This is a genomic window from Streptomyces sp. Root431, from assembly GCF_001426585.1.
Taxonomy (GTDB): Bacteria; Actinomycetota; Actinomycetes; order Streptomycetales; family Streptomycetaceae; genus Streptomyces; species Streptomyces stackebrandtii.
In genome coordinates, this window is record NZ_LMEI01000006.1 from 89,819 (window position 1) to 115,286 (window position 25,468).

Consider the following 25,468-nt stretch of genomic DNA (forward strand, 5'->3'; position numbering starts at 1 on the left):
CGGAGGTTGTTGACCGTGACCGACACCAGCATGCTGCCCGAGTCCTGGCGGGGTGTCCTCGGCGAGGAGCTGCGCAAGCCGTACTTCGCCCAGCTCACCGAGTTCGTCGAGGAGGAGCGCGCCAGGGGACCGGTCTTCCCGCCGAAGGACGAGGTCTTCGCCGCCCTCGACGCCACCCCGTACGACAAGGTCAAGGTCCTGATCCTCGGTCAGGACCCGTACCACGGCGAGGGGCAGGGGCACGGCCTCTGCTTCTCCGTCCGCCCCGGCGTGAAGACCCCGCCCTCCCTGCGGAACATCTACAAGGAGATGCAGGCGGAACTGGGCCACCCGATCCCGGACAACGGCTATCTGATGCCGTGGGCCGAGCAGGGCGTCCTCCTGCTGAACGCGGTCCTGACGGTCCGCTCCGGCGAGGCGAACTCGCACAAGGGCAAGGGCTGGGAGAAGTTCACCGACGCCGTGATCACCGCGGTCGCCTCGCGGCCCGACCCGGCCGTCTTCGTCCTCTGGGGCAACTACGCGCAGAAGAAGCTCCCGCTCATCGACGAGGAGCGGCACGTCGTCGTGAAGGGGGCCCACCCCTCGCCCCTGTCGGCGAAGAAGTTCTTCGGCTCGCGGCCCTTCACCCAGATCGACGCGGCCGTCGCGGCCCAGGGACACGAGCCGATCGACTGGCGCATCCCGGACCTCGGCTGAGCCTCGGCCGGATCGGGGCCCGGTGCGGCTAGCGTCGGCTCTCCCAATGGGTGAGCGGGTGGAGGCCGGCATGACCGAGCAGCAGCAGGCGGCGGACGACGGGGTCATGACCAGGATCGGGCAGGCCATGATGCTGCTGCACGGCGGCGACCGGGAAGAGGCCCGCAATCGGTTCGGGGTGCTGTGGCAGCAGATCGGCCCCGACGGGGACCCGCTGCACCGCTGCACCCTCGCCCACTACATGGCCGACGCCCAGGACGACCCCGACGACGAGCTGGCCTGGGACCTGCGGGCGCTGAGCGCGGCCGGGGGGCTCGCGGAGGAGCGGCTCGCCGAGCACGACTCGGCCGTCGCGCTGCGCGCGTTGTACCCCTCGCTCCACCTCAACCTCGCCGCCGACTACGTCAAGCTCCAGCGGCCGGACGCCGCGCGGGTCCATCTGGACCGGGCCCGCGCGGCGTCGGACACGCTCGACGACGACGGCTACGGGAACGGGGTGCGGGCCGCGATCGAGCGCGTGGAGCTGCGGCTCCGGAACATGTGACGGGGCATCTCAAGGGGCATGTGACGGGGCGCCTCAAGGGGCGCGTGACGGGGCATGTGGCGGGGCGGCCGGGCGCCGTGTCGGCTCACCGGCCGTACGTGCCGTGGCAGATCCTGGCCTGATCGCTGCCCGGGTCCCAGCCTCCGTACCGCTCGCCCAGGTCGCAGACGTCCGCCCGGGAGTGCGGCGGTTCCTTCGGCAGGTCCGCGAGGCCCGGCAGCTCCGGCACGGCCGGCCAGGCTTCCGGGCGCGGAGTCTCGCGGTGCCGGGGTGTGGCGGTGGGGCGCGGCGCCGACGGCCGCGGAGGGGCCGCCGTCCGCCGGTGCCGTTCGGGTACGGCAGCGGGTGCGGGTGTCGCGCGGGGCGCGGCGGACGTCCGGGGCGCGGCCGCGGCGGGCGGAGGAGCGGGGAGCGCCGCCTCCAGGGCCTCGCGGGCCGGGCCCTCGATCATCTGCGGTGCCGCTTCCTCGGCGGGGAGGACGGAGGACTCCGCCGCGGGTGTGGGGGCGGGCGCCGCCGGCGGGGCGTCCACCGGGGCGCAGCCTGCCAGGGCGGCGACCGCCGCCCCGAACAGGATCTTCGCTGTGGTTCGGGTTCCATGCACCGCGCCACTCTGCTGGTCCGGCGGTGATCTTCGCGCCCCTACCGGCCGGGAATGCCCCGCACGGGTGAGCCGCGGCGGGCCCCGCCTTGACCTGCTCAGTCGCCGGTGGCGCCGTCGATCCGCTCGCGGAGCAGGTCCGCGTGCCCGTTGTGGCGGGCGTACTCCTCGATCATGTGCAGGTAGATCCAGCGGAGGTTGAAGGTCCGTCCCGTGCGGTGCTCGCCGACGCCCAGGTCGTCGAGGCCGTGCGGGGCGGCGAGCGTCCGGGCGTGGGCGATCTCGGCCTGCCAGGTGGCGTAGGCCTCCTCGTAGGTGTCCTCGTCCGTGGCGTGGATGTCCCGGTCGGAGTCCTCGGCGGTGGAGTAGATCCAGCCCGCCTCCTTCTCGCCGGCCAGCACGCGGCGGAACCAGCCGCGCTCGACCTCGGCCATGTGCCGGACGAGACCCAGCAGGTTGAGGTCGGACGGGGGAGCGGAGAGGGTGCGCAGCTGGGCGTCGTCGAGGCCCTCGCACTTGCTCGCGAGGGTCGCGCGATGGAAGTCGAGCCACTGCTCCAGAGCCTCGCGCTCGCCCGAGGTGGTGGACGGGTCGACGCGCGGGACGGATGCGATGCGTTCGGTGGTCATGCGCGGCATCGTCCCTCATGGCCACCGGCAGCGCTACCGGCTTTCCCGCCGTGCCCCCGGTCCGCGGGGTACGTCCTGTCGGGTGCCCAGCATGCCGCGCAGCAACTCGTCGAAGCCGGTGCGCAGTTCGGCGCGGTCGGGCACGGTCGCGTGGAACGAGCCGGCGGCGCAGGAGAACATCAGCCCCTCGCACCAGGCGATGAGGGAGAGCGCGTGCCGCTCGGGTTCCGGCGAGCCGGCCGCCGTCATCGTCGCGACCAGCGGGTCGTGGAAGGCGGAGCCCGCGGCGTCGAAGAAGGCGCGGAGCTCGGGTCGGCGGGTGGCCTCGAGGGCCAGCTCGTAGCGGGAGACGAGCAGGGCGCGGTGGTCCGTGAGGTAGCGGTGCAGGGCGAGGGCGAGCGCGTCGACGAGCGCGTCGGCGGTCGGGGGCGTGCCGCCGGCGCCCGGCAGCTCGTCCGGAGTCAGCACGCGCGCCTCCCAGTGGACCTGGCGGCGTACGGCCGTCTCCAGGAGCGCCTGGCGGGTGCGGGCGTGATTGGACGTCGACCCCTGCGGCAGCCCGGCGCGTTCGTCCACGGCGCGGTGGGTCAGGCCCCGCATGCCGCGCTCGACGAGCAGTTCGAGAGCGGCGTCCCCGATCCGCTCAGCCCGGGAGGCGACGGCGGAGGCGGAGGCGGCGGCGGAGGAGGCAGCGGGGGTTTCCGAGGCAGGGGTGGTCGGTGCGCGCATGGGGACAACGTACTACCGCTCTGACTACACCTGTAGTACGTTCATGATGTCGGACTCACTACATCTGTAGTCACGGACTCCGGGGAGCAGCCATGGAACAGCACCGTGCCGTCGTCATCGGAGCCGGAATCGGCGGACTCACCGCCGCCGTCGCCCTCCACCGGAACGGCTGGCAGGTCACCGTCCTGGAGCGCGCCGCCGACCTCGCCCCCGTTGGCGCCGGCATCGGCCTCGCCCCCAACTCCCAGCGTGCCCTGGACGTCATCGGCCTCGGCGACCGCGTCCGGGACCTCGCCGCCTGGCAGGGCGACGGCGGCATGCGCGCCCCCGACGGCCGCTGGCTCGCCCGGACGAACGCCCGCGCTGCCGCCGAGCGCTTCGGCGGGCCGCTCGTCCTCCTCCACCGCGCCACCCTCGTCGACATCCTCACCTCGGCGCTCCCCGACGGCACCGTCCGCACCGGAGCGCCCGCCTCCCTCGCCGATCCCGGCGACGACCGCCGCCCCGCCCGGCTGACCACCCCGGACGGCGACATCGAGGCCGAACTCGTCGTCGCCGCCGACGGCATCCGGTCCGCGACACGGCACACGCTCTTCCCCGAGCACCCCGGACCCCGGTACGCAGGCTGCACCACCTGGCGGGTCGTCGTCCCGGCCCCCGCACGGCCCTTCGCCCCGCACGAGACCTGGGGCCCCGGACGCCTCTGGGGCACCCAGCCCCTGAAGGACGGCCGGATCTACGCGTACGCCATGGCCGCCGCCCCCGCCGGAGGCCGCGCCCCCGACGACGAGAAGGCCGAACTCCTGCGCCTCTTCGGCGACTGGCACCACCCCGTCCCCGAGATCCTCGCCGCCGTCGACCCCGACCAGGTCCTGCGCCACGACGTCCACCACCTGCCGGACCCGCTCCCCGCCTTCCACCGGGGCCGGGTCGCCCTCCTCGGGGACGCCGCGCACGCGATGATGCCGAGCCTCGGCCAGGGCGGGAACCAGGCCATCGAGGACGCCGTCGTCCTCGCCCACCACGCCCGCTCCGCATCCGACTTCGTCCCCGGCCGCGCGCTCGCCGCCTACACCGCCGACCGACTGCCGCGCACCACCGCCATCGTCCGCAAGGCCGCCCGCACCGGAGCGGTCACCCTGCTCTCCGCCCGGCCCGCCGTCGCCCTGCGCTCGGCGCTCGTCGGAGCGGTCTCCCGCTTCGGCCCGGGCCTCGTCCTGCGCGGCTTCGACGGCATCGCCGACTGGCGGCCGCCGGTGGCACCGTCCCGTCCCGCGTAAGCTGACCGGCGCGAACGGCCCGCGCGAGCGCGGCCGGTGGACACGAACCGCATGAGCGACAGGACAAGGGAGACCCCGTGAAGGTTGGCTGCATCGGACTCGGCGACATCGCGCAGAAGGCGTACCTCCCCGTCCTCGCCACCCTCCCCGGGGTCGAACTCCACCTCCAGACCCGCACGGCCGCGACTCTGGACCGGGTCGCCGACGCCCACCACCTGCCCGCCGCGCAGCGCCACCGCGACCTCGACTCGCTGCTCGCCGCCGGACTCGACGCGGCCTTCGTCCACGCGCCGACCGCCGCCCACGCCGAGATCGCCGGCCGGCTCATCGACGCGGGCGTCCCCACGTACGTCGACAAGCCCCTCGCCTACGAGTACGCGGACTCCGAGCGGATCGTGGAGCTCGCCGAGAAGCGTGCCGTCAGCCTCGCCGTCGGCTTCAACCGGCGCCTCGCGCCTTCCTACGCCCAGTGCGCCGAGCACCCGCGCGAGCTGATCCTGCTGCAGAAGAACCGGATCGGCCTGCCCGAGGACCCCCGCACGTTCGTCCTCGACGACTTCATCCACGTCGTCGACACCCTGCGCTTCCTCCTCCCCGGCGAGATCGAGCACGTCGACGTGCGCGCCCGGATCCGCGAGGGCCTCATGCACCACGTCGTGCTCCAGCTCTCCGGCGACGGCTTCACCGCCATCGGCATGATGAACCGGCTCAACGGCTCCACCGAGGAGATCCTGGAGGTCTCGGGTCAGGACACCAAGCGCCAGGTCCTCAACCTCTCCGAGGTCGTCGACCACAAGGGCCAGCCGACCCTCCGCAAGCGCGGCGACTGGGTACCGGTGGCCCGCCAGCGCGGGATCGAGCAGGCCGTGCTCGCCTTCCTCGACGCCGTACGCGAGGGGCGGCTGCTCAGCGCGCGCGACGCCCTGCTGACCCACGAGCTGTGCGAGCGCGTGGTGCGCGAGGCGCTGATCCAGGCCTCCTGAGGGCGCCCGCGCCCTCGGCGGCGCACACGGCACCCACCACGACCAGCGCTCCGTACAACGGCCAGTCGCCCCACCGGACGTAGCCCGTCGTCGCCGTCGAGAGCGGCAGCTCGCGCACGGCGACGGCGCTCGCGTCCGTGCCGAGGACGGGCCCGATGCGGCGGCCGTCGGGGCCGTACACGGCGCTCACCCCGGTGAGCGTCGCGTGCGCGACGGGCCTGCCCGTCTCGGCCGCCCGCAGCGCCGCGAGCGAGGCGTGCTGGGCAGGCGCCCAGCTCTCCTGGAAGGTGCTGGTCGCCGACTGGACGACCAGGAGCCCGGCGCCGTCCTTGACGAGGCGCCGGCTCATGTCCGGGAAGGCCGACTCGAAGCAGATCAGCGGCCCGATCCGCAGCCCGGCGGCCCCCTCGGCGGCGGGCAGCGTCATCACGACCGGCTCGGTGCCCCGCCGCCGGTCCTCCCGGGCCGCCTCGCCGAACGACGTCACCCAGCCCAGGACCCCGCGCGCCGGGACGTACTCGCCGAACGGCACGAGCCGCATCTTGTCGTAGCGCTGACCCGTGAGCCCCGCCGGGCCGACCAGGACGGCGCTCTTGAAGATGCCGGGACGATCGGCGCCGCGTGCGTCCACGTTCACCAGGAGCGGCGCGTCGACCGCCCGCGCAAGGGCGGTGAGCCGGGCGGCGAGCTCCGGCCGTCCGGCCGGATCGGCGCCGACACCGCTCTCGCCCCAGATCACCAGGTCAAGCCGCTGCCCGGCGAGGGAACGGGTCAGCTCCTCGGCGCGGGCGAACCGCCGCTCGGCCCCGTCCGGACCGTCGAACACCCCGGGCTGTACGAGGGCCACACGCACCGTCCCGGCCTCGCGCGGCGCCCCGACGCCCCAGGCCGCGGTGCCCGCCACGAGCGCGCAGGCCGCGAGCCCCGCCACCCCGACGGCCCGCAGCCCCGGCACCGCGACGAGCAGCACCACGGCCGTGTTCGCCGCCACCACGAGCAGGCTCACCAGCCACACCCCGCCGACCGAGGCGAGCCGCAGCGCCGCCGGCACCTCCCACTGGCTCGCGCCGAGCAGCCCCCACGGACCGCCGAGGCCCTCCCAGGAGCGGACCAGCTCGATCAGCAGCCAGCCCGAGGGCACCGCGAGCAGCGCGGCGGCGGCCCGCTGCGGAGACGGCACGCCACTGAGCATGGACCGTACGAGCCACCCCCACGGCAGCCACAGCAGACCGAGCAGCGCGGCGATCGGGAGGAGGAAGACGTGCAGGCTGGGCAGCAGCCAGTGGTGGACGGCGAGCACGAAGCCCGCCCCGCCCAGCCAGCCGTCAAGACCCGCGCGGCGCGGCCCCGGAGCCGTACGGATCAGCAGCAGCCACGGGACGAGCGCCAGATACGCCCACCACCAGAGGCCGGGAGCGGGGAAGGCGAGCGCGGGGAGCGCCCCGCAGCCGAGGGCGAGCAGGGAACGGACGAGCCCGTGCGGGCGCGCCGGGACGCGGCCCGGGCCCGGTGCGGGCTCGCGGTCGCGGTTCACGAACGGCATGCGCATGGCGGCCTCCCGCCCTAGCCTTCAGTGTCGGACGTTCCCGGTCCCGGCGCGGCCCGTCGTCAGTGCCGGCGCCACCGCTCGTCGACGACGACCGAGCGGAGCCGCCAGCCCTCGGCCGTGCGCAGCGCCGCGAAGGCGTAGCGGCCGCCGCAGATGAAGTCCTCGCCCGTCGCGAAGCGCATCGGGTTCACGTAGTCGGCGCGGACGTCAGCGCCGTCGCCGGACTCCTGGTACCCGCCCGCCTCACGGAAGAGGACCCGCCGGTTCACGATGAGGTGCTGGCGTACGGGGAACAGGGTCATGGTCTCGGCGAGCCAGTCGGCTACCTCGGCCGCGGGCCCCTCGATCCCGCCCGAGCCGCGGTAGTCGGCCCGGCCGTCCGGCGTGAAGAGGGCCCGGTAGCCGGTCCAGTCGGCGTCGTCCACGGCCGCCGCGTAGCCGGTGATGAGGTCGTCGATGGCGAGCCGGTCCATCACGGTCGCGAGGTCCACGCGCTGCGTCATCGGTTCAGTCTCGGGCAGCGGGGGCCCGGCGCCAAGGGGCGTGCGGGCAGTGGCTGCCGCAGCGCCGTCATACTGTCCGGATGCGCGTGCACATAGATCCCGAAGTGACCGACCGGACGTCCTTCTACCGGTTGCTCACGGCCACCGTCGTACCCCGGCCGATCGCCTGGGTCTCCACGACCTCGGCCGACGGGACGGACAACCTCGCCCCGCACTCCTTCTTCACCATCGCCTCGGTCACGCCGCCGGTCGTGCAGTTCACGTCGGTGGGGCGCAAGGACTCCCTGCGGAACGTGGAGGAGACGGGGCAGTTCGTGGTCAACCTCGCCCCCGAAGGGCTCTTCGAGCAGATCAACGCCACGGCGACCGACTTCCCGCGCGGGGTGAGCGAGTTCGACGCCTGCGGCGTCGAGCGCGAGCAGAGCCTGCGGGTGAAGCCGCCGCGCGTCGCACAGTCGCCGGTGGCGCTGGAGTGCGAGCTGCACAGCACGGTGCGGATCGGCGACTCGACGGTCGTCTTCGGCCGGGTCGTGCACGCGGCGGTCGACGCGTCGGTCATGACCGACGGCCACCCCGAGATGACCCTGATGCGCCCCCTCACCCGGCTCGGCAAGAACGAGTGGGGCACCCTGGGCGGCATCAAGGAGATCGCCCGGGTGCCCTACCAGGGCTGACGGCGGTCACACCGGCGGGGGCGGCTGCTGCCGGCCCTCGCTCGGTGGTGCCGGGTGCGGCGGCTTCGTCAGCCCGCGGACTCGCCCGCGTGCGGGCTCAGGGTGTCCGTGCCGACGAGGATGAAGAGCAGGATGCCGAGCAGGATCCGGTAGATCACGAAGGGCATGAAGCTCTTGGTGGTGATGAACTTCATGAACCAGGCGATCACCGCGTAGCCGACGGCGAAGGCGATGATCGTGGCGAAGATCGTCGGGCCCCAGGAGACGTGGCCCTCGCCCGCGTCCTTCAGCTCGTACGCGCCCGAGGCGAGGACCGCCGGGATCGCGAGGAGGAAGGAGTAGCGGGCGGCAGCCTCGCGGGTGTAGCCCATCAGCAGGCCGCCGGAGATCGTCGCGCCCGAGCGGGAGACGCCCGGGATCAGGGCCATCGCCTGGCAGACGCCGAAGATCAGGCCGTCCTTCACGCTGAGGTCCTTGAGGGACTTGCGCTCGCGGACGACGCGGTGGCGGCCGCCGGCCTCGTCGCGCGCGGCCAGCCGGTCCGCGATGCCGAGGACGATGCCCATGACGATCAGGGTGGTCGCGATCAGCCGCAGGTCGCGGAAGGGGCCCTCGATCTGGTCCTTGAGCGTGATGCCGAGGACGCCGATCGGGATCGATCCGACGATGACCAGCCAGCCCATCTGGGCGTCGTGGTCGGAGCGCATCGCCTTGTCGGTCAGGGAGCGGAACCAGGCCGAGACGATCCGCGCGATGTCCTTGCGGAAGTAGATCAGGACGGCCGTCTCCGTGCCGATCTGGGTGATCGCGGTGAAGGCCGCGCCCGGGTCCTCCCAGCCCGCGAAGGCCGCCGTCAGCCGGAGGTGCGCGCTGGAGGAGATGGGAAGGAACTCCGTCAGCCCCTGTACGAGTCCGAGGATGAACGATTCGAACCAACTCATGGGGCTAGGGCCGTCCCGTTATGTACGTGTGCGGTCAGTAGGTCGTGCGCAGCGTACCGTCCCAAAGTGACGGGCCAGTGATCAGGTCCGTGACGTTCCCGTGATCATGACTCGCGGGGGCCCGCGGCCGTCCATCCCGGCGCCCTGACGTGGGCACGGAGGCTCCGCCGGTCGGCTTCGCCGCCGCAGTGGGCGCAGATGAGCCGGGGGCTGAGGACCTCGCCGCAGTCGTGCTCCAGGACGACGGGGCGGTCGTTCCCGTTGAGGTGGCGGTCGCCCCAGGCCATCAGCGTGACCAGGACCGGCTGGAGCTCCTCGCCGGCGGCCGTGGCCCGGTACTCGAAGCGCTGCGGGCGCTCGCTGTACGGCACCCGCTCCAGGATCCCCGCTTCGACGAGCCGCTTGAGGCGGGCGGTGAGGATGTCGCGCGGGGCGCCGGTGTTGCGGGCGATCCGGTCGAAGCGGTGCACGCCGAGGGAGACCTCGCGGAGGACGAGCAGCGCGTACTTCTCGCCGACGAGCGCGAGGGTGTCGGCGATCGAGCAGGGGCGGGGGGCGGCCTTCATGGGATCAGCGTAGGGCAGCGGCGAGGAGAGGGTTTGAAAACCCAACTCGCTGGGTTATGTTACCGACGAGTGTTGGTCCAGTTTTCCAACCCAGGAGTTGGTCATGCGCGACGCCGTCATCGTCGAAGCCGTCCGTACCCCCACGGGCAAGGGGAAGGCCGGGGGAGCCCTGTCCCACGTCCACCCCGTCGCCCTCCTCTCCCACACCCTGCGCGCCCTGGTCGAACGCAGCGGCATCGACCCCGCCCTCGTCGACGACGTCATCGGCGGAACGGTCGACCAGGTCGGCGAGCAGGCCATGAACACCACCCGCTACGCCTGGCTCGGCGCCGGATTCCCCGAGTCCGTGCCCGCCACCACCGTCGACCGGCAGTGCGGCTCCTCCCAACAGGCCGTCCACTTCGCCGCGCAGGGCGTGCTCTCGGGGGCGTACGACATCGCCGTCGCCTGCGGCGTCGAGTCGATGAGCCGGGTCCCCATGTGGTCCAACGTGCCGCCCGGCGCCGACCCCTTCGGCCCCGGCGTCGCCGAGCGCTACCCCGAGGGGCTCGTCCCGCAGGGCGTCAGCGCCGAGCTCATCGCCGCCAAGTGGTCGATCGGCCGCGAGGCCATGGACGAGTTCGCGGCCGGATCGCACACCAAGGCCGCCCGCGCCTGGGAGGCGGGACTCTTCGACGCCGAGACCGTCCCGTACGAGGGCGTCCGCCGCGACGAGTCGGTGCGCCCGGCGACCACCCCCAAGATCCTCGCCGGGCTCCGGCCCTCCTTCGAGGACCCCGGCTTCGCCGAACGCTTCCCGCAGATCGACTGGTCCGTCACCGCCGGAAACAGCAGCCCCATCAACGACGGGGCCTCCGCCGTGCTCGTCATGGCCGCCGACACCGCCCGGAGCCTCGGCCTGCGGCCGCTCGCCCGGCTGCACGGCTTCGCCGTCACCGGATCCGACCCGCTGCTCATGCTCACCGGCGTCATCCCCGCCACCGAGAAGGTCCTGCGCCGCGCGGGCCTCTCCCTCGACGACATCGACCTCTTCGAGATCAACGAGGCCTTCGCGAGCGTCGTCCTCGCCTGGCAGCAGGAGACCGGCGCCGACCCGGCCAGGGTCAACGTCCACGGCGGGGCCATCGCGCTCGGCCACCCCCTCGGCGCCAGCGGCACGCGCCTCGCGGCGACCCTCGTCCACGCCCTGCGGGCCCGGGGCGCCCGCTACGGCCTCCAGGCGATGTGCGAGGCGGGCGGACTCGCCAACGCGATGATCGTCGAGGCGCTCTGAGCTACGGGGCCGTACCGACCGGCTCCCGCTTCTCCGGAGCGGGAGCCGTGACCGGCGCCGGGGCCCGCAGGCCGTGGCGCTTGCGCCAGGCCACCACCGCCGCGCCGAGACCCGACAGGACGATGAAGCCCGCCGAGAAGAGGAAGGCCGGCGACCCCGGCGAACCCGCCTGGGCGCCCGCGATCACGTACGCCGCCGTGTTCGGCACGGTGCCGATCGCCGTCGCCAGGAGGAACGGCACGTACCTCATCCGGGAGACCGCCGCGCAGTAGTTGGCCGCCGCGAACGGGACCCCCGGGAAGAGCCGGATCGCCAGCATCGAGCGGAAGCCGTGCCGGCTCAGCTGCCCGTCCGCCGCTGTCAGCCAGCGGCCCCGCAGCATCGGCCGCAGCGCGTCCTGCCCCAGGAAACGGCCGAGGGTGAAGGAGATCCCGGCGCCGAGCACCGTCCCCGCGACCGCCGCCGTCAGACCGAAGGCCGAGCCGAAGAGCGCGCCCGCCGCCAGATTGAGCACCGGCCGCGGGACGAACGCCGCCGTGCACACGCCGTACGCGAGGCCGAAGAGCATCACCGCGCCCGCGCCGTCCGTCTGCTGCGGCCAGCCCGAGGAGAGCATCCGCTGCGGCTCGTACAGCAGCACGAGCCCCGCCGCGCAGAGCAGCAGCAGGGCGAGCAACGAGAGCCGCGCACGGGGCGAGAGCAGGGCCCGGGAGCAGCGGACGGCGAGGGAGCCCGGCGGCCGGGGCGCGGGAGCGAGCATTCGGGGAGAGTAACGGACGCGTCCGTATGATCGCCGTAATGCGCGTCATGTCCACCCGGGTGGACAGCCCCGCGGTCCGTCCGGGCCCGAGGGGCGTGCCAGGCCGGCCGGGCACGACGCGCAGGGCGACGGACCCCGGATCGCGCCGTGACAGAGAGGGCCCCATGACCGACACCGCGCCGACGGCCGGCGGCCCGACGGGCATCCCCGGCAGCGCCCTCGCCGACACCGTCCTCGACCGGCTCACCACCGCCTACCCCGCCGCCGGGAACCCCTTCCGGGCGCAGGAGATGGTCGCCTACATGAAGGGCGTCGCCCCCTTCCTCGGCGTCCGCACCCCCGAGCGCCGCGCCCTGTCCCGCACCGTCCTCGACGGCACCCCGCGCCCCGACGAGCAGGACTGCACCGCGATCGCCCTGCGCTGCTTCGCGCTCCCCGAGCGCGAGTACCACTACTTCGCCGTCGACTACCTGCGCCGCCACGTGAAGCGCTGCTCCTCCGGCTTCCTCCCCGTCGCCCGCCGGCTCGTCACCACCGTCTCCTGGTGGGACACCGTCGACCACCTCGCCGCCCACGTCGTCGGCGGCCTCGTCGCGGCCGACCCGTCCCTCGCGGACCGCATGGACGAGTGGATCGAGGACGAGGACCTGTGGGTGGCCCGCACCGCGCTCCTCCACCAGCTCCGCTACAAGGACGCGACCGACGCGGACCGGCTCTTCGCCTACTGCCTGCGCCGCGCCGCCCACCCCGACTTCTTCGTCCGCAAGGCGATCGGCTGGAGCCTGCGGGAGTACGGCAAGACGGCCCCCGGCGAGGTGCGTGCCTTCGTGGCCGCGAACCGCTCCCTGCTCTCCCCGCTCTCCGTCCGCGAGGCCCTGAAGAACCTCTGACCCACCCCGGCCGCCGCACACCCCAACTCCTTTGTCAGACTCGGTACATGACGCAGCAGGAGAAGCGGACGGAGCAGCGGACGGACGGGCGGCCGGCGCTGGTGCTCGGCGCGGGCGGCCGCAATCCGCTCGACCCGAGCCACCGGGCCGCCGCGGCCCGCGCGGGGCGCGCCCAGGCCGCGGCCCACGCCGAGGCGGTGGCCGCCGTGTGGACCGGCTGACGTCCCGGACCGAGCGCACCGGAAGCACCGGCACAATGAGAGCGTGAACGAGCACATCCCCGTCATCCGCGAGGTCGACCAGGGCACCGCGCGCCTCATGCCCGACGTGGACCGGGAGCAGGCGTGGCTCCTGACGGTCGACGGCGCACCCCAGTCGTACGTCGACCTGGACGATCCGGCCTACCTGGAGTTCGAGTACGTGCTCCGGCTCGCCCATGTCGTCGACGGCGCCGCCGACGAGGGCGAACCGCTGGACGTCCTGCACCTGGGCGGTGGGGCGCTCTCGCTGCCCCGGTACGTCTCCGTCACCCGGCCCGGCTCGCGCCAGGACGTCGTGGAGTGGGACCGGGAGCTGCTCCGCCTCGTCGCCGAGCACCTGCCGCTGCCCGAGGGCTCGGGCGTCACCGTGCACGCCGCCGACGCCCGGCGCTGGCTGGAGGAGGCGCCGGACGCCTCGGCCGATCTGATCGTCGGCGACGTCTTCGGCGGCTCGCGGGTGCCCGCCCACCTCACCTCCGTCGAGTACGCCCGGGAGGTCCGGCGCGTCCTGCGCCCCGGCGGGCTCTACGCCGCCAACCTCGCCGACGGGGCGCCCTTCGCGTTCCTCCGCTCCCAGCTCGCCACCTTCGACGCCGTCTTCCCCGAGCTGGCCCTCGTCGCCGAACCGGCAGTGCTGCGTGGCCGGCGCTTCGGGAACGCGATCCTGGTCGCCTCCGGCCGGGAGATCGACATCGCGCACCTCGCCCGGCGGGCCGCCGCGGACGCCTTCCCCGCGCGCGTGGAGCACGGGGGGACGCTCGACCGGTTCACCGGGGACGCGGAACCGGTCCTGGACTCCGGGGCCGTACCCTCACCCGTCCCGCCGGACGGCGCCTTCGGCATCGGCTGAGAGGGCCGTCGCGGTCGCCGGGGCCGTCGCGGGGGGCGACGCCGGAGCCGTCTCCGGGGTCGTGCCTGTGATCTCCTTCGCGTGCGTACGGCGGGTCAGGTTCCGTACGTCCGGCACGAGCAGGACGAGCGCGGTGACGAACACCATCAGCGCCGCCGCGCCCCACAGCGCCTCGCTCCGGCCGAACGCGCTCTCGGCCGGACCCGCGAGCGCCGTCGACAGCGGCAGCAGGGCGGTCGATCCGAACCAGTCGTAGGCGGCGACCCGGGAGAGCTTCTCCTCCGGGATCTCCTGGTGCAGGGCCGTCATCCACGAGACGCCGAAGACCTCGATCGCCGTGCCGCTGATGAACATCGCGGCCGTGAGCCCCACCGCGTCCAGCGGTACGGCGAGCGCCGCGGAGGGCAGTGCGATCGGGAAGACGCAGAGCGTCCCGACGAACAGCAGGCGGCGCGGCTTCCAGCGGGCCATCAGGACGGCGCCGACGAGCGTCCCCACGCCGTACGCGGCGAGCGCGATGCCCCACGGACGGGCGCCGCCCAGCTCGTCCCGGGCGACCAGCGGGCCGAACACCGCCTCGACCGCCCCGATCAGGCCCACGACCACAGAGAACTGGGCGACGATCGACCAGAGCCAGGGCCGTCCGACGAACTCCTGCCAGCCTTCCCGGAGATCGGCGAAGAGTCCGCCGCTCGGCGCCCGTTCGGGAGTGCCGCTCACGTCGAGGAAGGCACGCAGCCCGCCCGCGACGGCGAAGGCGAGCGCGTCGATGGCGAGGACCCAGCCGGGCCCGACGAAGGCGACCAGCGCGCCGCCGAGGGCCGCGCCGCCGATTCCGGCACCGTGCATGGCCATCCGGTAGACGGCGAACGCCCGGCCGGCCTGCTCCCCGGTGACGCTGGTCATCAGCATGCCCTCGGCGGCCGGGTTGAAGAACGCCTGCCCGGTGCCGCAGAGCGCGGTGAGCACCATCATCTGCCAGATCTGCGCCCCGCCCGCGAGCACGAGCACGGCGAAGAGGGCCTGGGAGACGCAGTTGAGGGCGTTGGCGGCGACCATCACGCGGTGGCGGGGTATGCGGTCGGCGATCGCGCCGCCGATGAGCAGGAAGAGCACGAGCGGCAGGAAGCGGGCCATCGCGACGAGTCCCACGTCGCCCGCGCTGCCGCCGCTCTCGAAGACCGCCCACGTGGTGGCGATCAGGGCGCCGTGCGCGCCGAGGTTGGTCACGACCGTGGCGGCCGTGAGCAGGACGTAGTTGCGGCCCGCCCACTCGGGGCGCCGGGAGGCGAAGGGAGTGCGGCGGGAGGCCAGGGGGGTGCGGCGGGGGGAGTCGGCGGGGTTCGTCACTCCGGGACTATCCCTGCCGCCTCCCCTTCCTGCCAAACCGATATCCGGACCGCGGGGAGCGCTGTACGGCGCTCCGCCGCCGGCCGGGTCAGGACTTGGTGGTGAGCCTGACGGTGGAGAGGATCTTCTTGATGGTGGCGTCCGGCAGTTCGTCCTTCACGCCGTCGGCCCCGTAGAGGACCCAGGTCGAGAAGTCTCCGGCGGCGTTCTTGAAGGTGAAGGCGATGGACTTGCCGTCCGTCTCGCACTTGTTGCGCTTCTTGACGCCCGGCGCGGTGGCCGTCGCCATGCTGCCCTTGAGCCCGGACGCCGTCGTGTACGGCACGGCCTTGCTGACCTTGATGGTGCTTTGCGGCATGTGCTGCGCGTAGCCGGCCCACACCCATGTGCCGGCCTCGCCGCGCGCGGCGTCCGCCGTGTTCTTGGCGCCCTGGCCGCCCTTGGTGCCCGCGGTGCTCAGCCCCCAGGTCGACGCGGTGCCGTTCTTGTCGGTGTCGTAGGCGCACCAGTTGCTCTTGAAGTGGGTGGGGCTGGACATCGTCGTGAGCGGGGAGCCGTCGCCCTTCTTCTCGTCTTCGAAGAACGTGATCGACCCCGGCTTCTGCACCTGCCACTCGGGCGGTACGTCGAACAGGGTGCCGTACTTCGGGTTGTGGACGACCTTCCAGCCGGGGATCGTCGGCTGCTGGGCGGCGCCGTCACGCGGGTTGTCGAGCGGCGGTGCGGAGGGATCGGCCTCCTCGGAGGGCTGTCCGGACGGCTGCCCGGAGGCCGGCGCCGAGGCGGACGGCTTCTGGTCGTCGGCGACCGCCTTCTTGTCGTCGTCCTTGGTGAGGACCAGGTAGCCGGTGACGCCGCCCGCGACGACCACGGCGATCGCGGCGACGATCGCGACGAGGGTCGTCTTCTTCTTCCCGCCCCCGGGGCCGCCGGGCGCCCCGGGCTGCCCCGGAACCTGCCCCGGCACCGCGTACTGCGGCACGGTCGGCTGCTGGTACGGGTTCGGCTGGCCGTATCCGGGCTGCTGCGGGTAGCCCTGCTGCCCGTACCCCTGCTGCGGGTAGCCCGGCTGCGCGGGCTGCTGGGGATAGCCGGGCTGTGTCGGCGGCTGCTGGTAACCGGGCTGGGCCGGCGGCTGCTGATACGGGTTCGGCTGCTGGTACCCCGACTGCTGGTAGGGGTTCTGACTCTGGTCCTGCGGGTTCTGCTCGCCCCCGGGCGGCTGCTGTCCTGGCCACATGGCCAGTAACGATAGAGGTGCGGGGGCGGCAGGGCCACGAGAGGGATGGCCAAGGCGGCTACTGGTGGGTAACATCACGGCCATGAGCGCAGACCAGATGTCCGTCGGCGAGATGCTCGCCGCCACGGTCCCCATGGCCGGAACCCTGAAGCTGGAGTTCCTGGAGACCACCGCCGAGCGCGCCGTCGTGCGCCTTCCGGACCAGCCCGCCTACCACAACCACGTCGGCGGCCCGCACGCCGGAGCGATGTTCACCCTGGCCGAGTCCGCCAGCGGCGCGATCGTGCTCGCCGCCTTCGGCGACCAGCTGAGCCGCGCCGTCCCGCTCGCCGTCAGCGCCGAGATCGGCTACAAGAAGCTGGCCATGGGCGTCGTCACGGCCACCGCCACCCTGGGCCGCCCCGCGGCCGAGGTCGTCGCCGAACTCGACGCCGGACAGCGGCCGGAGTTCCCGGTGCGGATCGACATCACCCGTGAGGACGGCGCCGTGACCGGCGAGATGACCGTCGTCTGGACCCTGCGCCCGAACGCCTGACCGGGTATTCCGCGCGCCGCCCCGGCACCCCCCTTCGGGTGCCGGGGCGGTCGTGTTGGGGGTCGGCGACGCGAAAACGGACATTCCGTCACGCATAGTGCGGTCAGGGCACGGACGCTTCCGGGCCGGGCCCGCACCCCGTGCCGAGGAGCCGCCCCGTGTCCGACGAACCGTCACCCGACCCCGCCGTCCCGGCAGAACCGGCGGAACCGGCAGTCCCGGCAGTACCGGCAGTACCGGCAGTACCGGCGGAAGCGACGACCACGCCCGCCGCGGCCGCCCGGTCCCGTGGGCGCGGCCCGCGGTTCTCCCGGCGGGCGCTGCTGCTCGCGCTCACCGGCGGCGCCGCCCTCGCGGCCGCCGCCTCGCCCGTGGCCGCGGCCGGCACGCGGCCACGCGGGACGGCCCCCCTCGCCCCGCCCGCAGGCCGGGTCGACGACCTCCTCGGCCGGCTCACCCTCGACGAGAAGGTCTCCCTCCTCCACGGCGCCACCGACCCCGCGAGCCTCGGCCAGGCCGGCCACGTCCCCGGCGTACCCCGCCTCGGCATCCCGCCGCTCCGGCTCGCCGACGGCCCCGCCGGGATCCGCGTCCGCCGCACCGCGACCGCCCTGCCCGCGCCCGTCATGCTCGCCGCCGCCTTCGACCCCGGCCTCGCCCGCGCCTACGGCCGGGTCATCGGCCTGGAGGGCCGCGCCCTCGGCCAGGACGTGCTGCTCTCGCCCATGGCCAACCTCATCCGCACCCCGTACGCGGGCCGGAACTTCGAGACCTTCTCCGAGGACCCGCTCCTCACCGCCGACCTCGTCGCCGAGGAGATCCGCGGCATCCAGGCCGAGGGCCTCGTCGCCACCGTCAAGCACTTCGCCCTGAACAACCAGGAACGCGACCGCACCTCCGTCGACGTCCGCGCCGGCGAACAGACCCTGCACGAGACCGAGCTGCGGGCCTTCGAGGCGGCCGTGGCTGCCGGAGCGGGCGCCGTGATGGCCGCGTACAACAAGGTCGACGGCGTCCACGCCGCCGAGAACGCCACCCTGCTCACCGCGATCCTGCGGGACCGCTGGGGCTTCGACGGCTGGGTCATGAGCGACTGGGACGCCACCCACACGACCGGCCCCGCGCTCGCCGCCGGACTCGACATGGAGATGCCCGGCGGCCGGCGCTACGGCGCTGCGCTCCGCGACGCCGTCCGCGCGGGCCGGATCGCCGAGTCCGCGGTCGACCGTGCCGTACGCCGCATCCTCTCCGTACGCGAGCGCTTCGGGCTCCTCGACGAGACGCCGTCGCGCCCGGCCAGGGACGCCGCCTCCGGGGCCCGGCTCGCCCTGCGCGTCGCCACCGCGGGCGCGACCCTCCTGCGCAACACCCGCGGGACCCTGCCGCTCACCGCCCGGGCCGCCCGCTCCCTCGCCGTCGTCGGGCCCACGGCGGCCGTGCCGTTCGTCAGCGGCGGCGGCAGCGCCCACGTCGTCCCCGACGCCGCCACGAGTCCTGTGGACGCGATCCGGGCCAGGGCGGGGGAGGACGCCTCCGTCACGTACGCCGTCGGCGAGGACCTCTTCGGGCGGCCGCTGCCGCCGCTGTCGCCCGGCGTCGACCTGGAGGGCGTCGACGTCGCCGCAGGCGCCACCTGGACCCGTACGGTCACGCTCACCGCCACCGACCCCGACGAGTGGACCTTCCTCGTCCACTACGGCGGCCCCCGGCCCACCGTCACCCTCGACGGCACCGAGCTCTTCCCCGTCCGGCAGGGCATCGCCGAGTACTTCGTGGGCGGCCTCCTCGGCCGGGCCCCCGACGGACTCCACGTCCGGCGCACCACCCTGCGCCTCGCCGCCGGACCGCACGAGCTGACCGTCACCGCCCGCGGCGGCCCCGCCGGCCAGCGCTTCCGGCTCCGCGCGGTGACCGGGGCGACCCGGGCCGCCGACGTGGCCGATGCCGTACGGGCCGCGCGCGCCGCGCACAGCGTCGTGCTCTTCGCCTACGAGGACGCCACCGAGGGCCAGGACCGCGCGACCCTCGCCCTCCCCGGCCACCAGGAGGCCCTGATCAAGGCGGTGACGGCGGCCAACGCCCGTACCACCGTCGTCCTCAACACCTCGTCGGCCGTCACCATGCCGTGGCTGGAACGGACCGGCGCCGTCCTCCAGATGTACTACCCGGGGCAGGAGGGCGCGGCCGCCACCACGGCCGTCCTCTTCGGCGACGCCGATCCCGGCGGGCGCCTCACCCAGACCTTCCCGGCCTCCGAGGACCGCCACCCCACCGCAGGGAACCCGCGCCGCTATCCGGGCGTGGACGGGGTCGAGGAGTACGGCGAGGGCGTCCACGTCGGCCACCGCTGGTACGAGGCGCAGGGCGTCACGCCGCTCTTCCCCTTCGGGCACGGGCTGTCGTACACGACCTTCCGGTACGAGGACCTGACCGTCGCTCCCGGGGGAGAGGCGGGCGCGGGCGGGCTCGACGTCACCTTCTCCGTCCGCAACACCGGCCGGCGGGACGGCGTCGAGGTCGCCCAGGTCTACCTCGGCCCCTCCCCGGACCTCACCGCCCTCGGCGTCGACCAGCCGGTCTCCGCGCTCGCCAGCTACCGCCGCCTGGAGCTCGCGGCCGGCGAGCGGCGCCGGGTGACCGTCCACGTCACCGCCCGCACCCTCTCCTCCTGGGACACCGCACGGCACGACTGGCTCCTCGGCACGGGCCGCCGGACCGTCCGCGTCGGAGCCTCGTCGGCCGACCCCGGCCTCACCGTCGGAGTCGAGGTCCGTCCCTCCTGACCGGGTAGGCTGCCCCGGCGTGCCCGACGCGGTGCACGCCGGGCGGCCGACACGGGAGGAACCGCGTTGCACGTGCAGGAATGGCTGGAGACGATCCCGGCGGTCGCGATCTACGCGCTGGTGGGCGTGGTGATCGGGCTGGAGAGCCTGGGCATCCCGCTGCCCGGCGAGATCGTGCTCGTGAGTTCGGCGCTGCTCGCCTCGCAGCACGGCGACATCAACCCGTACGTCCTCGGCGCCTGCGCCACCGCCGGCGCGATCATCGGCGACTCGATCGGCTACGCCATCGGCCGCAAGGGCGGCAGGCCACTGCTCGCCTGGCTGGGGAAGAAGTTCCCGAAGCACTTCAGCGAGGCCAATGTCGCGCTCGCCGAGCGCTCCTTCCAGAAGTGGGGCATGTGGGCGGTCTTCTTCGGCCGCTTCATCGCCCTGCTGCGCATCTTCGCCGGACCCCTCGCGGGCGTCCTGCACATGCCGTACTGGAAGTTCCTCATCGCCAACGTCTTCGGCGGCATCCTGTGGGCCGGCGGCACCACGGCCGTCATCTACTCGGTCGGCATCGTCGCCGAGGCCTGGCTGAAGCGCTTCTCCTGGCTCGGCCTCGTCCTCGCCGTGCTGATCGGCGTCGCGTCGATGCTGATCATCAAGAACCGCGCCAAGAAGGCCGCGGCGGAGCGGCCGGAGGCCGCGGATCCGGAGCCGGTCGCCGTCGGGGACTGACCGCAGGCACGGCAGGCAACGCAGGCACGGCAGGCACGGCAGGCAACGCAGGCACGGCAGGCACGGCAGAGGGCGGCACCCGCGAAGGGTGCCGCCCTCTGGCATGGAGGGCTCAGGCCTCGAAGGCCTCCGCGTGGCTCTTCGCGAGCAGCAGGTACACCTCGGCGTTGAGCTTGATGCCCGCCGCCTCCTCCTCCGTGAGCGGGCGGCGGACCTTCGCCGGGACGCCCGCGACCAGCGAGCCCGGCGGGACCTCCATGCCCTGCGGGACGAGCGCCTGGGCGGCGACGAGCGAGCCCGCGCCGATCCGGGCCCCGTTGAGGACCGTCGCGCCCATGCCGACGAGCACGTCGTCCTCGACCACGCAGCCGTGCAGGGTCGCGTTGTGGCCGACGGTCACCCGCGCCCCGATCGAGACGGGGAAGCCGGGGTCGACGTGGACCGTGGAGTTGTCCTGGATGTTGGAGTCCTCGCCGATCTCGATGGGGCCGCAGTCCGCCCGCAGCACGGCGTGGTACCAGATGCTCGCGCGGGCGCCGAGCGTCACCTCGCCCAGCACCACGGAGGTCGGGGCCGTGAACGCGGTCGGGTCGATCTGCGGCTCCTTACCGCCCACACCCTTGATCAACGCCTCTGCCATGGTTCGCTCCTGATCGTCAGCCGTCGTGTCACGCCCGGGGTCGCCCCCGGCCGCACCCTATGCCGTGCCCATGACGGACATCACAGCGCACCGCGGTGATCAGGTACGACGGCGCCGACTACCGTGGCCGGGTGCCCAGGAACAGAAACACGTTCTCATCCCTCGCCGCCTGGCGGCGCAGGACCGTCGCCCGTGCCGTACAGGGCGCCTGGCACTGGGCGCAGAAGGCCGGTTCCGTCACCGCCGAACACCCGGGGAAGCTGCGCTTCCGCCGCCTCGGCGCCGGGACCCGGCTCGCCTTCCCGCAGGGCACGGTCTTCGGCGAGCGGTGGATCGAGATCGGCGAGTGCTGCATCATCGCCGAGCAGGTCACGCTGACGGCCGGGATGCTGCCGGGCCTCGACCTCGGCACGGAGACGGTCCTGACCCTCGGGGACGGGGTGGTCCTCGGCCGCGGCAGCCACGTCATCGCCGACACGACGGTCACCATCGGCTCGGACACGTACTGCGGCCCGTACGTCTACATCACCTCGACCAACCACAGTTACGACGACCCCGACGAGCCCATCGGCCGTCAGTGGCCCCGCTCGGAACCGGTCTCCATCGGCCCCGGCTGCTGGCTCGGCACGGGCGCGGTGATCCTGCCCGGCGCGCGCATCGGCCGGAACGTCGTCGTCGCCGCGGGCGCGGTCGTCCGCGGCGAGGTGCCGGACCACTCGGTCGTGGCCGGCGCCCCGGCGAGGGTCGTCCGCAGCTGGGACCCGGAGAAGGGCTGGCAGCCCCCGCTGCGCACCCCGGCCCCCGTCCCGCTCCCGGCCGACGTGACGGCCGAACAGCTCGCCGCGCTCGCGGCCTGGGAGGTCGAGCAGGGGGAGGTCGGGCAGGTAGCGGCCGGGCAGGGGGAGGTCGAGCAGGGGGAGGTCGGGCAGGTAGCGGCCGGGCAGGGGGAGGTCGGGCAGGTAGCGGTCGAGCAGGCGGAGGCCGGGCAGGTGGCGGCCGAGCAGGCGAGCACGTCCTCCTAGCGTTCTTCCTTGCTTCCCCGGACCCGGGCCAGTCGTATCGCGTAGGCCAGGCAGAGGAGCGCCAGGGCGGGGAGCACGGCCAAGGCCGGGTTCACCCAGGCCGGGACCAGGTCGTACCCCGCGTGGCACTTGTCGTGCAGCGGGAACCACTGCGCGTACTCGTCGAAGTTCGCCCTGCGGTAGGCCTCGTCGTAGGTCTGCCCCGCCCCACCTTCCGCTTCCCGCCCGCCGCGCTGCCTGCTTGCGGTGGACGGTGAGCTTGTCCGCTCAGGCCGCGGCCAGGAGGACCGTGCCGCCCAGGGCGAGGGCCGCGCCCGCCGCCTGGACCGTGCGGAGGCGTTCCTTGAGGTAGAGGAACGCGGCGAGGGCCGTGACGACGGGGTAGAGGCTGGCGAGGACCGCCGCGACCACGACCGGTCCCTGCTGGGCGGCGATCGCGTACGTCCCGTTGGCCGCGACGTCCGCGAGGCCGACGAAGGCGAGGGCAGGGAGGGCCGCGCGGATGACGCCGGGGCCGCCCTCGGGGAGGGCCCGGCCGCCGCGGCGCACGGAGGCGTAGAGGGCGCCGCCGCCCACCAGGACGTTGGTGACGCGCTGGACGAGGAGGGCGAGGAACAGGCCCGTGACGGTGGTGGAGGACTCCGCGATGAGGGCCATCACCGAGCCGAAGCCGAAGGCCGCGAACAGGGTGAGCAGGACCGCCTGGCGCTGGACGGGCGCGCCGCGCAGTTCGGGGCCGCCCGCGAGGGTCACCCCGACGATCGCCACGACGACGCCGGCGAGCTGGAGGAGGCCGGGGCGGTCGCCCAGGAGCAGGCCGACGGTGACGGGGACGACGACGCCGAGCGAGCCGAGCGGCGAGACCACGCCCATGGGGCCGAGGGCGAGCGCCTTGTAGAAGGCGAGCATGGCAGCCGGGCCCACGACGCCGGCCCCGACCGCGTACCAGAGCTGGGGGCCCGCCTCGGTCCACGCTCCGGTCGCGAGGACGAGGGTGCCGAGGACGAGGACCGCGAGGGTCTGGGAGACCACGACGACCGTGAGGGCGGGTATCCGGCGGGTGAGCAGCCCGCCTCCGAAGTCGGCGAGGCCCCACAGCAGGGCGGTGGCCAGGGCGAACGCGGCGGTCATGGATCCTCGCAGTCGCGTGCGGCAGCACGCAGTACAGTGCAGTGAACAGTCGGGTACAGCCCACCGTAGTTCAGTTCATTGAACTCTGTCATCCAAAATATTGGACGGAATGTGTCGGACCTCGATCAGCTCACGCAGTCGCTCGCCCGGAACCTGAAGCGCTGGCGCAAGGAGCGGGGCTTCACCCTGGACGCGCTCGCCGCCCGGGCCGGAGTCAGCCGGGGCATGATCATCCAGATCGAGCAGGCCAGGACCAACCCCAGCGTCGGCACCACCGTGAAGCTGGCGGACGCCCTCGGCGTCTCCATCACGACGCTCCTCGACTACGAGCAGGGCCCCCAGGTCCGGCTCGTCCCGCCGGACCAGGCCGTCCGCATGTGGTCCACCTCCACCGGCAGCCACACCACCCTCCTCGTCGGCACGGAGGCCCGCGGCCCGCTGGAACTCTGGTCCTGGACCCTCATGCCGGGCGAGGGCAGCGACTCCGACCCGCACCCGGAGGGCACGACCGAGCTCCTGCACGTCACCACCGGAGTCCTCACGCTCGTCGTCGACGACGCGGAGCACACGCTGCCGGCCGGTACGTCCGCGGTCTTCGAGGCGAGCGTCTCGCACACCTACCGCAACGACGGCGACGAGCCGGTCGAGATGACGATGGCCGTCTCCATCCCGCCCGCACGCTGAGACGGGCGTCCACGACCCGGGCCGCGGTTGTTAGCGTGCGGCGCATGCGCGCACCCATCGGAGACTTCGACAACGCCCGCCCCGCCCCCGACTGCCTCGACGAGCTGACCGGGCCCGTCGCCGCCGCCCTCCGCGCCTGGGAGGGCGCCGTACCGGCCGACCGGGTCGTGTACGTGGACACCGACCCGGCCGTCGCCGACACCGCCGTCTTCCTGGAGCACTACGGGCTCGCGCTGCTCGACGAGTCCGCCAACTGCGTGGTCGTCGCGGGCAAGCGGGGCGAGACGACGACCCTGGCCGCCTGCGTCGTGAAGTCCGCGACCCGGGTCGACGTCAACGGCGTCGTCCGCAAGCACCTCGGCGCGCGCAAGGCCTCGTTCGCGCCGATGGACACCGCGACCGGCGGGACCGGCATGGAGTACGGCGGGATCACTCCCATCGGTCTCCCGGCCGACTGGCCGCTCCTCGTGGACGCCGCCGTCGTGGACACCGAGTGGGTCCTCGTCGGCAGCGGCCGGAGGCGCGGCAAGCTCATCGTGCCGGGGAAGGCGTTCGCCCAACTCCCCGGCGCGGTCGTCCTGGAAGGCCTCGGCGTCCCGGTCGCCTGAGGCTACGGGGCGCGTGGAGGTGGGGCCCGTTCTCGGAGCCGGGCCCCTCACCGACCTCGTCAGCCGAGGCGCGGAAGCTCTATCGCGGGGCAGCGGTCCATGACCATGTCCAGGCCCGCCTCGCGGGTACGGGCGTAGGCCGCCTCGTCGATCACGTCCAGCTGGAACCAGACCGCCTTGGCGCCGATCGCGACGGCCTCGTCGGCGACCTTCCCCGCCTGCTCGCCGTTCACGAACACGTCCACGACGTCGACCGGGAAGGGGATGGCGTCGAGGGACGGGTAGCCCTGCTCGCCGTGGACCGTCTCGGCCTTCGGGTGCACGGGGACGATCCGCTTGCCGTGGCGCTGCAGGAACGCCGCGACTCCGTGGGCGGCCCGCCGCTCGTTCGACGACAGGCCCACGATGGCCCAGGTGTCGCCGCTCCCGGTGAGGATCCGGCGGATTGTCTCTGGGGTGCCGTACACGCTCTGCCTCCTGAGGGCCGTGACTCGACAGTGCCGGTCCGGCCTGTCGGACAGTCCAACAGGCGCGGCCGCGGAGGGATTCCCGTATCGCCAACTGTGCTGTCCAGGACAGCAGTTGGCGCCTTGTGGCCTTGACTGCACCGCTCGCCCTGATGTCAGCTCGTGTCAGGGGAGTGGCCGACGGGGACGGGAGTGCGCACGCGATGGCCGAGGTGACGGTGCAGGTCCCGACGGGACGGCCCGGCGACGAGCCGGTACTGGTGCGGATCAGGGAGACCGACGACCCGGTCACCCGCGTCGGACGCGGTACGCGTGCCGCCGTCCAGGCGACGCGCACGCTGGACCAGATGCTGGACGCGGTACGGCCCGTGGCGGAGAGCTTCGTGTCCCGGTTCACGCAGATGGAGAACCCTCCGGACGAGATCGGTCTGGAGTTCGGCATCTCGCTCACCGCCGGCGCCGACGTCGTCATCGCGACGACGGGGACCGAGGCGAACTTCACAGTCACCCTGAACTGGTCGGACATCTCGCGCCGAGCCGGCTGAGGGGGAGCGGGC

29 protein-coding genes and 1 pseudogene are annotated in these 25,468 nt (G+C 73.7%); 16 read left to right on the forward strand and 14 right to left on the reverse strand.

All coding sequences use genetic code 11. The annotated features are described in order from the left end of the window. Window positions 1–15 precede the first annotated feature (15 nt). Both ung and ASC82_RS04890 read left to right on the forward strand, forming a co-directional pair. On the forward strand, window positions 16–699 hold the full coding sequence (ung, locus tag ASC82_RS04885; RefSeq protein WP_056643248.1) for a uracil-DNA glycosylase: 684 nt from the start codon (window positions 16–18) through the stop codon (window positions 697–699). Window positions 700–769: 70 nt separating this feature from the next. Beyond that, a complete protein-coding gene (locus ASC82_RS04890; RefSeq protein ID WP_056643251.1) occupies window positions 770–1,243 on the forward strand; it encodes a hypothetical protein in 474 nt (157 codons plus the stop codon). Between the two features lie 85 nt (window positions 1,244–1,328). Here ASC82_RS04890 and ASC82_RS29855 read toward each other — a convergent pair whose 3' ends face one another. From ASC82_RS29855 to ASC82_RS04905, 3 genes are all read right to left on the reverse strand, one after another. Continuing rightward, window positions 1,329–1,847 carry a hypothetical protein gene (locus tag ASC82_RS29855; protein ID WP_056642048.1) on the reverse strand — a complete coding sequence of 173 codons (519 nt, stop codon included), beginning with the start codon at window positions 1,845–1,847 and terminating at the stop codon, window positions 1,329–1,331. Window positions 1,848–1,942: 95 nt separating this feature from the next. Then, window positions 1,943–2,473: a DinB family protein gene (locus tag ASC82_RS04900; protein WP_056643253.1), complete on the reverse strand. Its 531-nt coding sequence runs from the start codon at window positions 2,471–2,473 to the stop codon at window positions 1,943–1,945. A 33-nt stretch (window positions 2,474–2,506) separates the two neighbouring features. Continuing rightward, window positions 2,507–3,202, reverse strand: coding sequence for a TetR/AcrR family transcriptional regulator (locus ASC82_RS04905; RefSeq protein WP_056642050.1), 696 nt, complete (start codon window positions 3,200–3,202; stop codon window positions 2,507–2,509). A gap of 92 nt (window positions 3,203–3,294) precedes the next feature. Between ASC82_RS04905 and ASC82_RS04910 the strand changes: the two genes are divergently transcribed. Together ASC82_RS04910 and ASC82_RS04915 are read left to right on the forward strand one after the other, a co-directional pair. Next, the gene (locus tag ASC82_RS04910) at window positions 3,295–4,482 is read left to right on the forward strand and encodes an FAD-dependent monooxygenase (protein ID WP_056642054.1); all 1,188 of its coding nucleotides are present in this window, start codon (window positions 3,295–3,297) and stop codon (window positions 4,480–4,482) included. Window positions 4,483–4,559: 77 nt separating this feature from the next. Then, the gene (locus ASC82_RS04915) at window positions 4,560–5,465 is read left to right on the forward strand and encodes a Gfo/Idh/MocA family oxidoreductase (protein ID WP_056642057.1); all 906 of its coding nucleotides are present in this window, start codon (window positions 4,560–4,562) and stop codon (window positions 5,463–5,465) included. Here ASC82_RS04915 and lnt read toward each other — a convergent pair. Then, on the reverse strand, window positions 5,389–7,014 hold the full coding sequence (gene lnt, locus ASC82_RS04920) for an apolipoprotein N-acyltransferase (protein WP_056642060.1): 1,626 nt from the start codon (window positions 7,012–7,014) through the stop codon (window positions 5,389–5,391). The two genes, ASC82_RS04915 and lnt, sit on opposite strands and share 77 nt — an antisense overlap. A gap of 59 nt (window positions 7,015–7,073) precedes the next feature. After that, the gene (locus tag ASC82_RS04925; RefSeq protein WP_056642063.1) at window positions 7,074–7,517 is read right to left on the reverse strand and encodes a nuclear transport factor 2 family protein; all 444 of its coding nucleotides are present in this window, start codon (window positions 7,515–7,517) and stop codon (window positions 7,074–7,076) included. An 80-nt stretch (window positions 7,518–7,597) separates the two neighbouring features. On the opposite strand from ASC82_RS04925, the gene ASC82_RS04930 reads away from it, so the two are divergent. Beyond that, window positions 7,598–8,191 carry a flavin reductase family protein gene (locus tag ASC82_RS04930; protein WP_056642065.1) on the forward strand — a complete coding sequence of 198 codons (594 nt, stop codon included), beginning with the start codon at window positions 7,598–7,600 and terminating at the stop codon, window positions 8,189–8,191. A 68-nt stretch (window positions 8,192–8,259) separates the two neighbouring features. Here ASC82_RS04930 and ASC82_RS04935 read toward each other — a convergent pair whose 3' ends face one another. Both ASC82_RS04935 and ASC82_RS04940 read right to left on the reverse strand, forming a co-directional pair. Continuing rightward, window positions 8,260–9,132: an undecaprenyl-diphosphate phosphatase gene (locus ASC82_RS04935; RefSeq protein WP_056642068.1), complete on the reverse strand. Its 873-nt coding sequence runs from the start codon at window positions 9,130–9,132 to the stop codon at window positions 8,260–8,262. Window positions 9,133–9,236: 104 nt separating this feature from the next. Further along, complete coding sequence (locus ASC82_RS04940) at window positions 9,237–9,698, reverse strand: helix-turn-helix domain-containing protein (protein WP_056642071.1); 462 nt, start codon at window positions 9,696–9,698, stop codon at window positions 9,237–9,239. 103 nt (window positions 9,699–9,801) lie between these two features. On the opposite strand from ASC82_RS04940, the gene ASC82_RS04945 reads away from it, so the two are divergent. Beyond that, window positions 9,802–10,971 (forward strand): thiolase family protein, encoded by a 1,170-nt coding sequence (locus tag ASC82_RS04945; RefSeq protein ID WP_056642075.1) that lies wholly within the window; start codon window positions 9,802–9,804, stop codon window positions 10,969–10,971. Window position 10,972: 1 nt separating this feature from the next. Here the strand turns inward: ASC82_RS04945 and ASC82_RS04950 are convergent, their stop codons facing one another. Next, window positions 10,973–11,731 carry a TVP38/TMEM64 family protein gene (locus tag ASC82_RS04950; protein WP_056642078.1) on the reverse strand — a complete coding sequence of 253 codons (759 nt, stop codon included), beginning with the start codon at window positions 11,729–11,731 and terminating at the stop codon, window positions 10,973–10,975. A 164-nt stretch (window positions 11,732–11,895) separates the two neighbouring features. On the opposite strand from ASC82_RS04950, the gene ASC82_RS04955 reads away from it, so the two are divergent. Genes ASC82_RS04955 through ASC82_RS04960 form a run of 3 tightly spaced genes read left to right on the forward strand, consistent with a single transcriptional unit; the run spans window position 11,896 to window position 13,731 of the window. After that, the gene (locus ASC82_RS04955; protein ID WP_056642081.1) at window positions 11,896–12,621 is read left to right on the forward strand and encodes a DNA alkylation repair protein; all 726 of its coding nucleotides are present in this window, start codon (window positions 11,896–11,898) and stop codon (window positions 12,619–12,621) included. A gap of 47 nt (window positions 12,622–12,668) precedes the next feature. After that, a complete protein-coding gene (locus tag ASC82_RS30925; RefSeq protein WP_157863438.1) occupies window positions 12,669–12,842 on the forward strand; it encodes a hypothetical protein in 174 nt (57 codons plus the stop codon). A 43-nt stretch (window positions 12,843–12,885) separates the two neighbouring features. Then, entirely contained in the window at window positions 12,886–13,731 is an 846-nt protein-coding gene (locus tag ASC82_RS04960) for a fused MFS/spermidine synthase (protein ID WP_056642084.1), read from the forward strand. On the opposite strand, the gene ASC82_RS04965 is transcribed toward ASC82_RS04960, so the two are convergent. Both ASC82_RS04965 and ASC82_RS04970 read right to left on the reverse strand, forming a co-directional pair. Beyond that, entirely contained in the window at window positions 13,693–15,045 is a 1,353-nt protein-coding gene (locus ASC82_RS04965) for an MFS transporter (RefSeq protein WP_056643255.1), read from the reverse strand. The two genes, ASC82_RS04960 and ASC82_RS04965, sit on opposite strands and share 39 nt — an antisense overlap. A gap of 124 nt (window positions 15,046–15,169) precedes the next feature. Next, entirely contained in the window at window positions 15,170–16,321 is a 1,152-nt protein-coding gene (locus tag ASC82_RS04970; protein WP_056642087.1) for a hypothetical protein, read from the reverse strand. Window positions 16,322–16,403: 82 nt separating this feature from the next. Between ASC82_RS04970 and ASC82_RS04975 the strand changes: the two genes are divergently transcribed. From ASC82_RS04975 to ASC82_RS04985, 3 genes are all read left to right on the forward strand, one after another. Beyond that, window positions 16,404–16,856, forward strand: a complete 453-nt coding sequence (locus tag ASC82_RS04975; protein ID WP_199862467.1) for a DUF4442 domain-containing protein — start codon at window positions 16,404–16,406, stop codon at window positions 16,854–16,856. 158 nt (window positions 16,857–17,014) lie between these two features. After that, complete coding sequence (locus tag ASC82_RS04980) at window positions 17,015–19,639, forward strand: glycoside hydrolase family 3 C-terminal domain-containing protein (protein ID WP_347336068.1); 2,625 nt, start codon at window positions 17,015–17,017, stop codon at window positions 19,637–19,639. Window positions 19,640–19,705: 66 nt separating this feature from the next. After that, complete coding sequence (locus ASC82_RS04985; RefSeq protein ID WP_056642092.1) at window positions 19,706–20,359, forward strand: DedA family protein; 654 nt, start codon at window positions 19,706–19,708, stop codon at window positions 20,357–20,359. Between the two features lie 112 nt (window positions 20,360–20,471). Here ASC82_RS04985 and ASC82_RS04990 read toward each other — a convergent pair whose 3' ends face one another. Next, the gene (locus ASC82_RS04990) at window positions 20,472–20,999 is read right to left on the reverse strand and encodes a gamma carbonic anhydrase family protein (RefSeq protein ID WP_056642095.1); all 528 of its coding nucleotides are present in this window, start codon (window positions 20,997–20,999) and stop codon (window positions 20,472–20,474) included. A 131-nt stretch (window positions 21,000–21,130) separates the two neighbouring features. Here ASC82_RS04990 and ASC82_RS04995 point away from each other — a divergent pair, with 131 nt between their 5' ends. Beyond that, complete coding sequence (locus ASC82_RS04995) at window positions 21,131–22,021, forward strand: acyltransferase (RefSeq protein ID WP_242427554.1); 891 nt, start codon at window positions 21,131–21,133, stop codon at window positions 22,019–22,021. Here the strand turns inward: ASC82_RS04995 and ASC82_RS31340 are convergent. Together ASC82_RS31340 and ASC82_RS05000 are read right to left on the reverse strand one after the other, a co-directional pair. Further along, window positions 22,018–22,215 (reverse strand): annotated as a pseudogene (locus ASC82_RS31340) (hypothetical protein); the annotation flags it as partial. The gene ASC82_RS04995 and the pseudogene ASC82_RS31340 overlap by 4 nt on opposite strands. Before the next feature lie 73 nt (window positions 22,216–22,288). Then, window positions 22,289–23,152, reverse strand: coding sequence for an EamA family transporter (locus ASC82_RS05000; RefSeq protein ID WP_056642098.1), 864 nt, complete (start codon window positions 23,150–23,152; stop codon window positions 22,289–22,291). Between the two features lie 111 nt (window positions 23,153–23,263). On the opposite strand from ASC82_RS05000, the gene ASC82_RS05005 reads away from it, so the two are divergent. Together ASC82_RS05005 and ASC82_RS05010 are read left to right on the forward strand one after the other, a co-directional pair. Beyond that, a complete protein-coding gene (locus ASC82_RS05005) occupies window positions 23,264–23,836 on the forward strand; it encodes an XRE family transcriptional regulator (RefSeq protein WP_056642101.1) in 573 nt (190 codons plus the stop codon). A 44-nt stretch (window positions 23,837–23,880) separates the two neighbouring features. Then, window positions 23,881–24,444 carry a YbaK/EbsC family protein gene (locus ASC82_RS05010; protein WP_056642105.1) on the forward strand — a complete coding sequence of 188 codons (564 nt, stop codon included), beginning with the start codon at window positions 23,881–23,883 and terminating at the stop codon, window positions 24,442–24,444. Window positions 24,445–24,503: 59 nt separating this feature from the next. Here the strand turns inward: ASC82_RS05010 and ASC82_RS05015 are convergent, their stop codons facing one another. Then, window positions 24,504–24,911 (reverse strand): CoA-binding protein, encoded by a 408-nt coding sequence (locus ASC82_RS05015; protein WP_024758149.1) that lies wholly within the window; start codon window positions 24,909–24,911, stop codon window positions 24,504–24,506. Between the two features lie 203 nt (window positions 24,912–25,114). On the opposite strand from ASC82_RS05015, the gene ASC82_RS05020 reads away from it, so the two are divergent. After that, window positions 25,115–25,456, forward strand: coding sequence for a CU044_2847 family protein (locus ASC82_RS05020; protein ID WP_056642107.1), 342 nt, complete (start codon window positions 25,115–25,117; stop codon window positions 25,454–25,456). The last annotated feature ends 12 nt before the right edge of the window (window positions 25,457–25,468 follow it).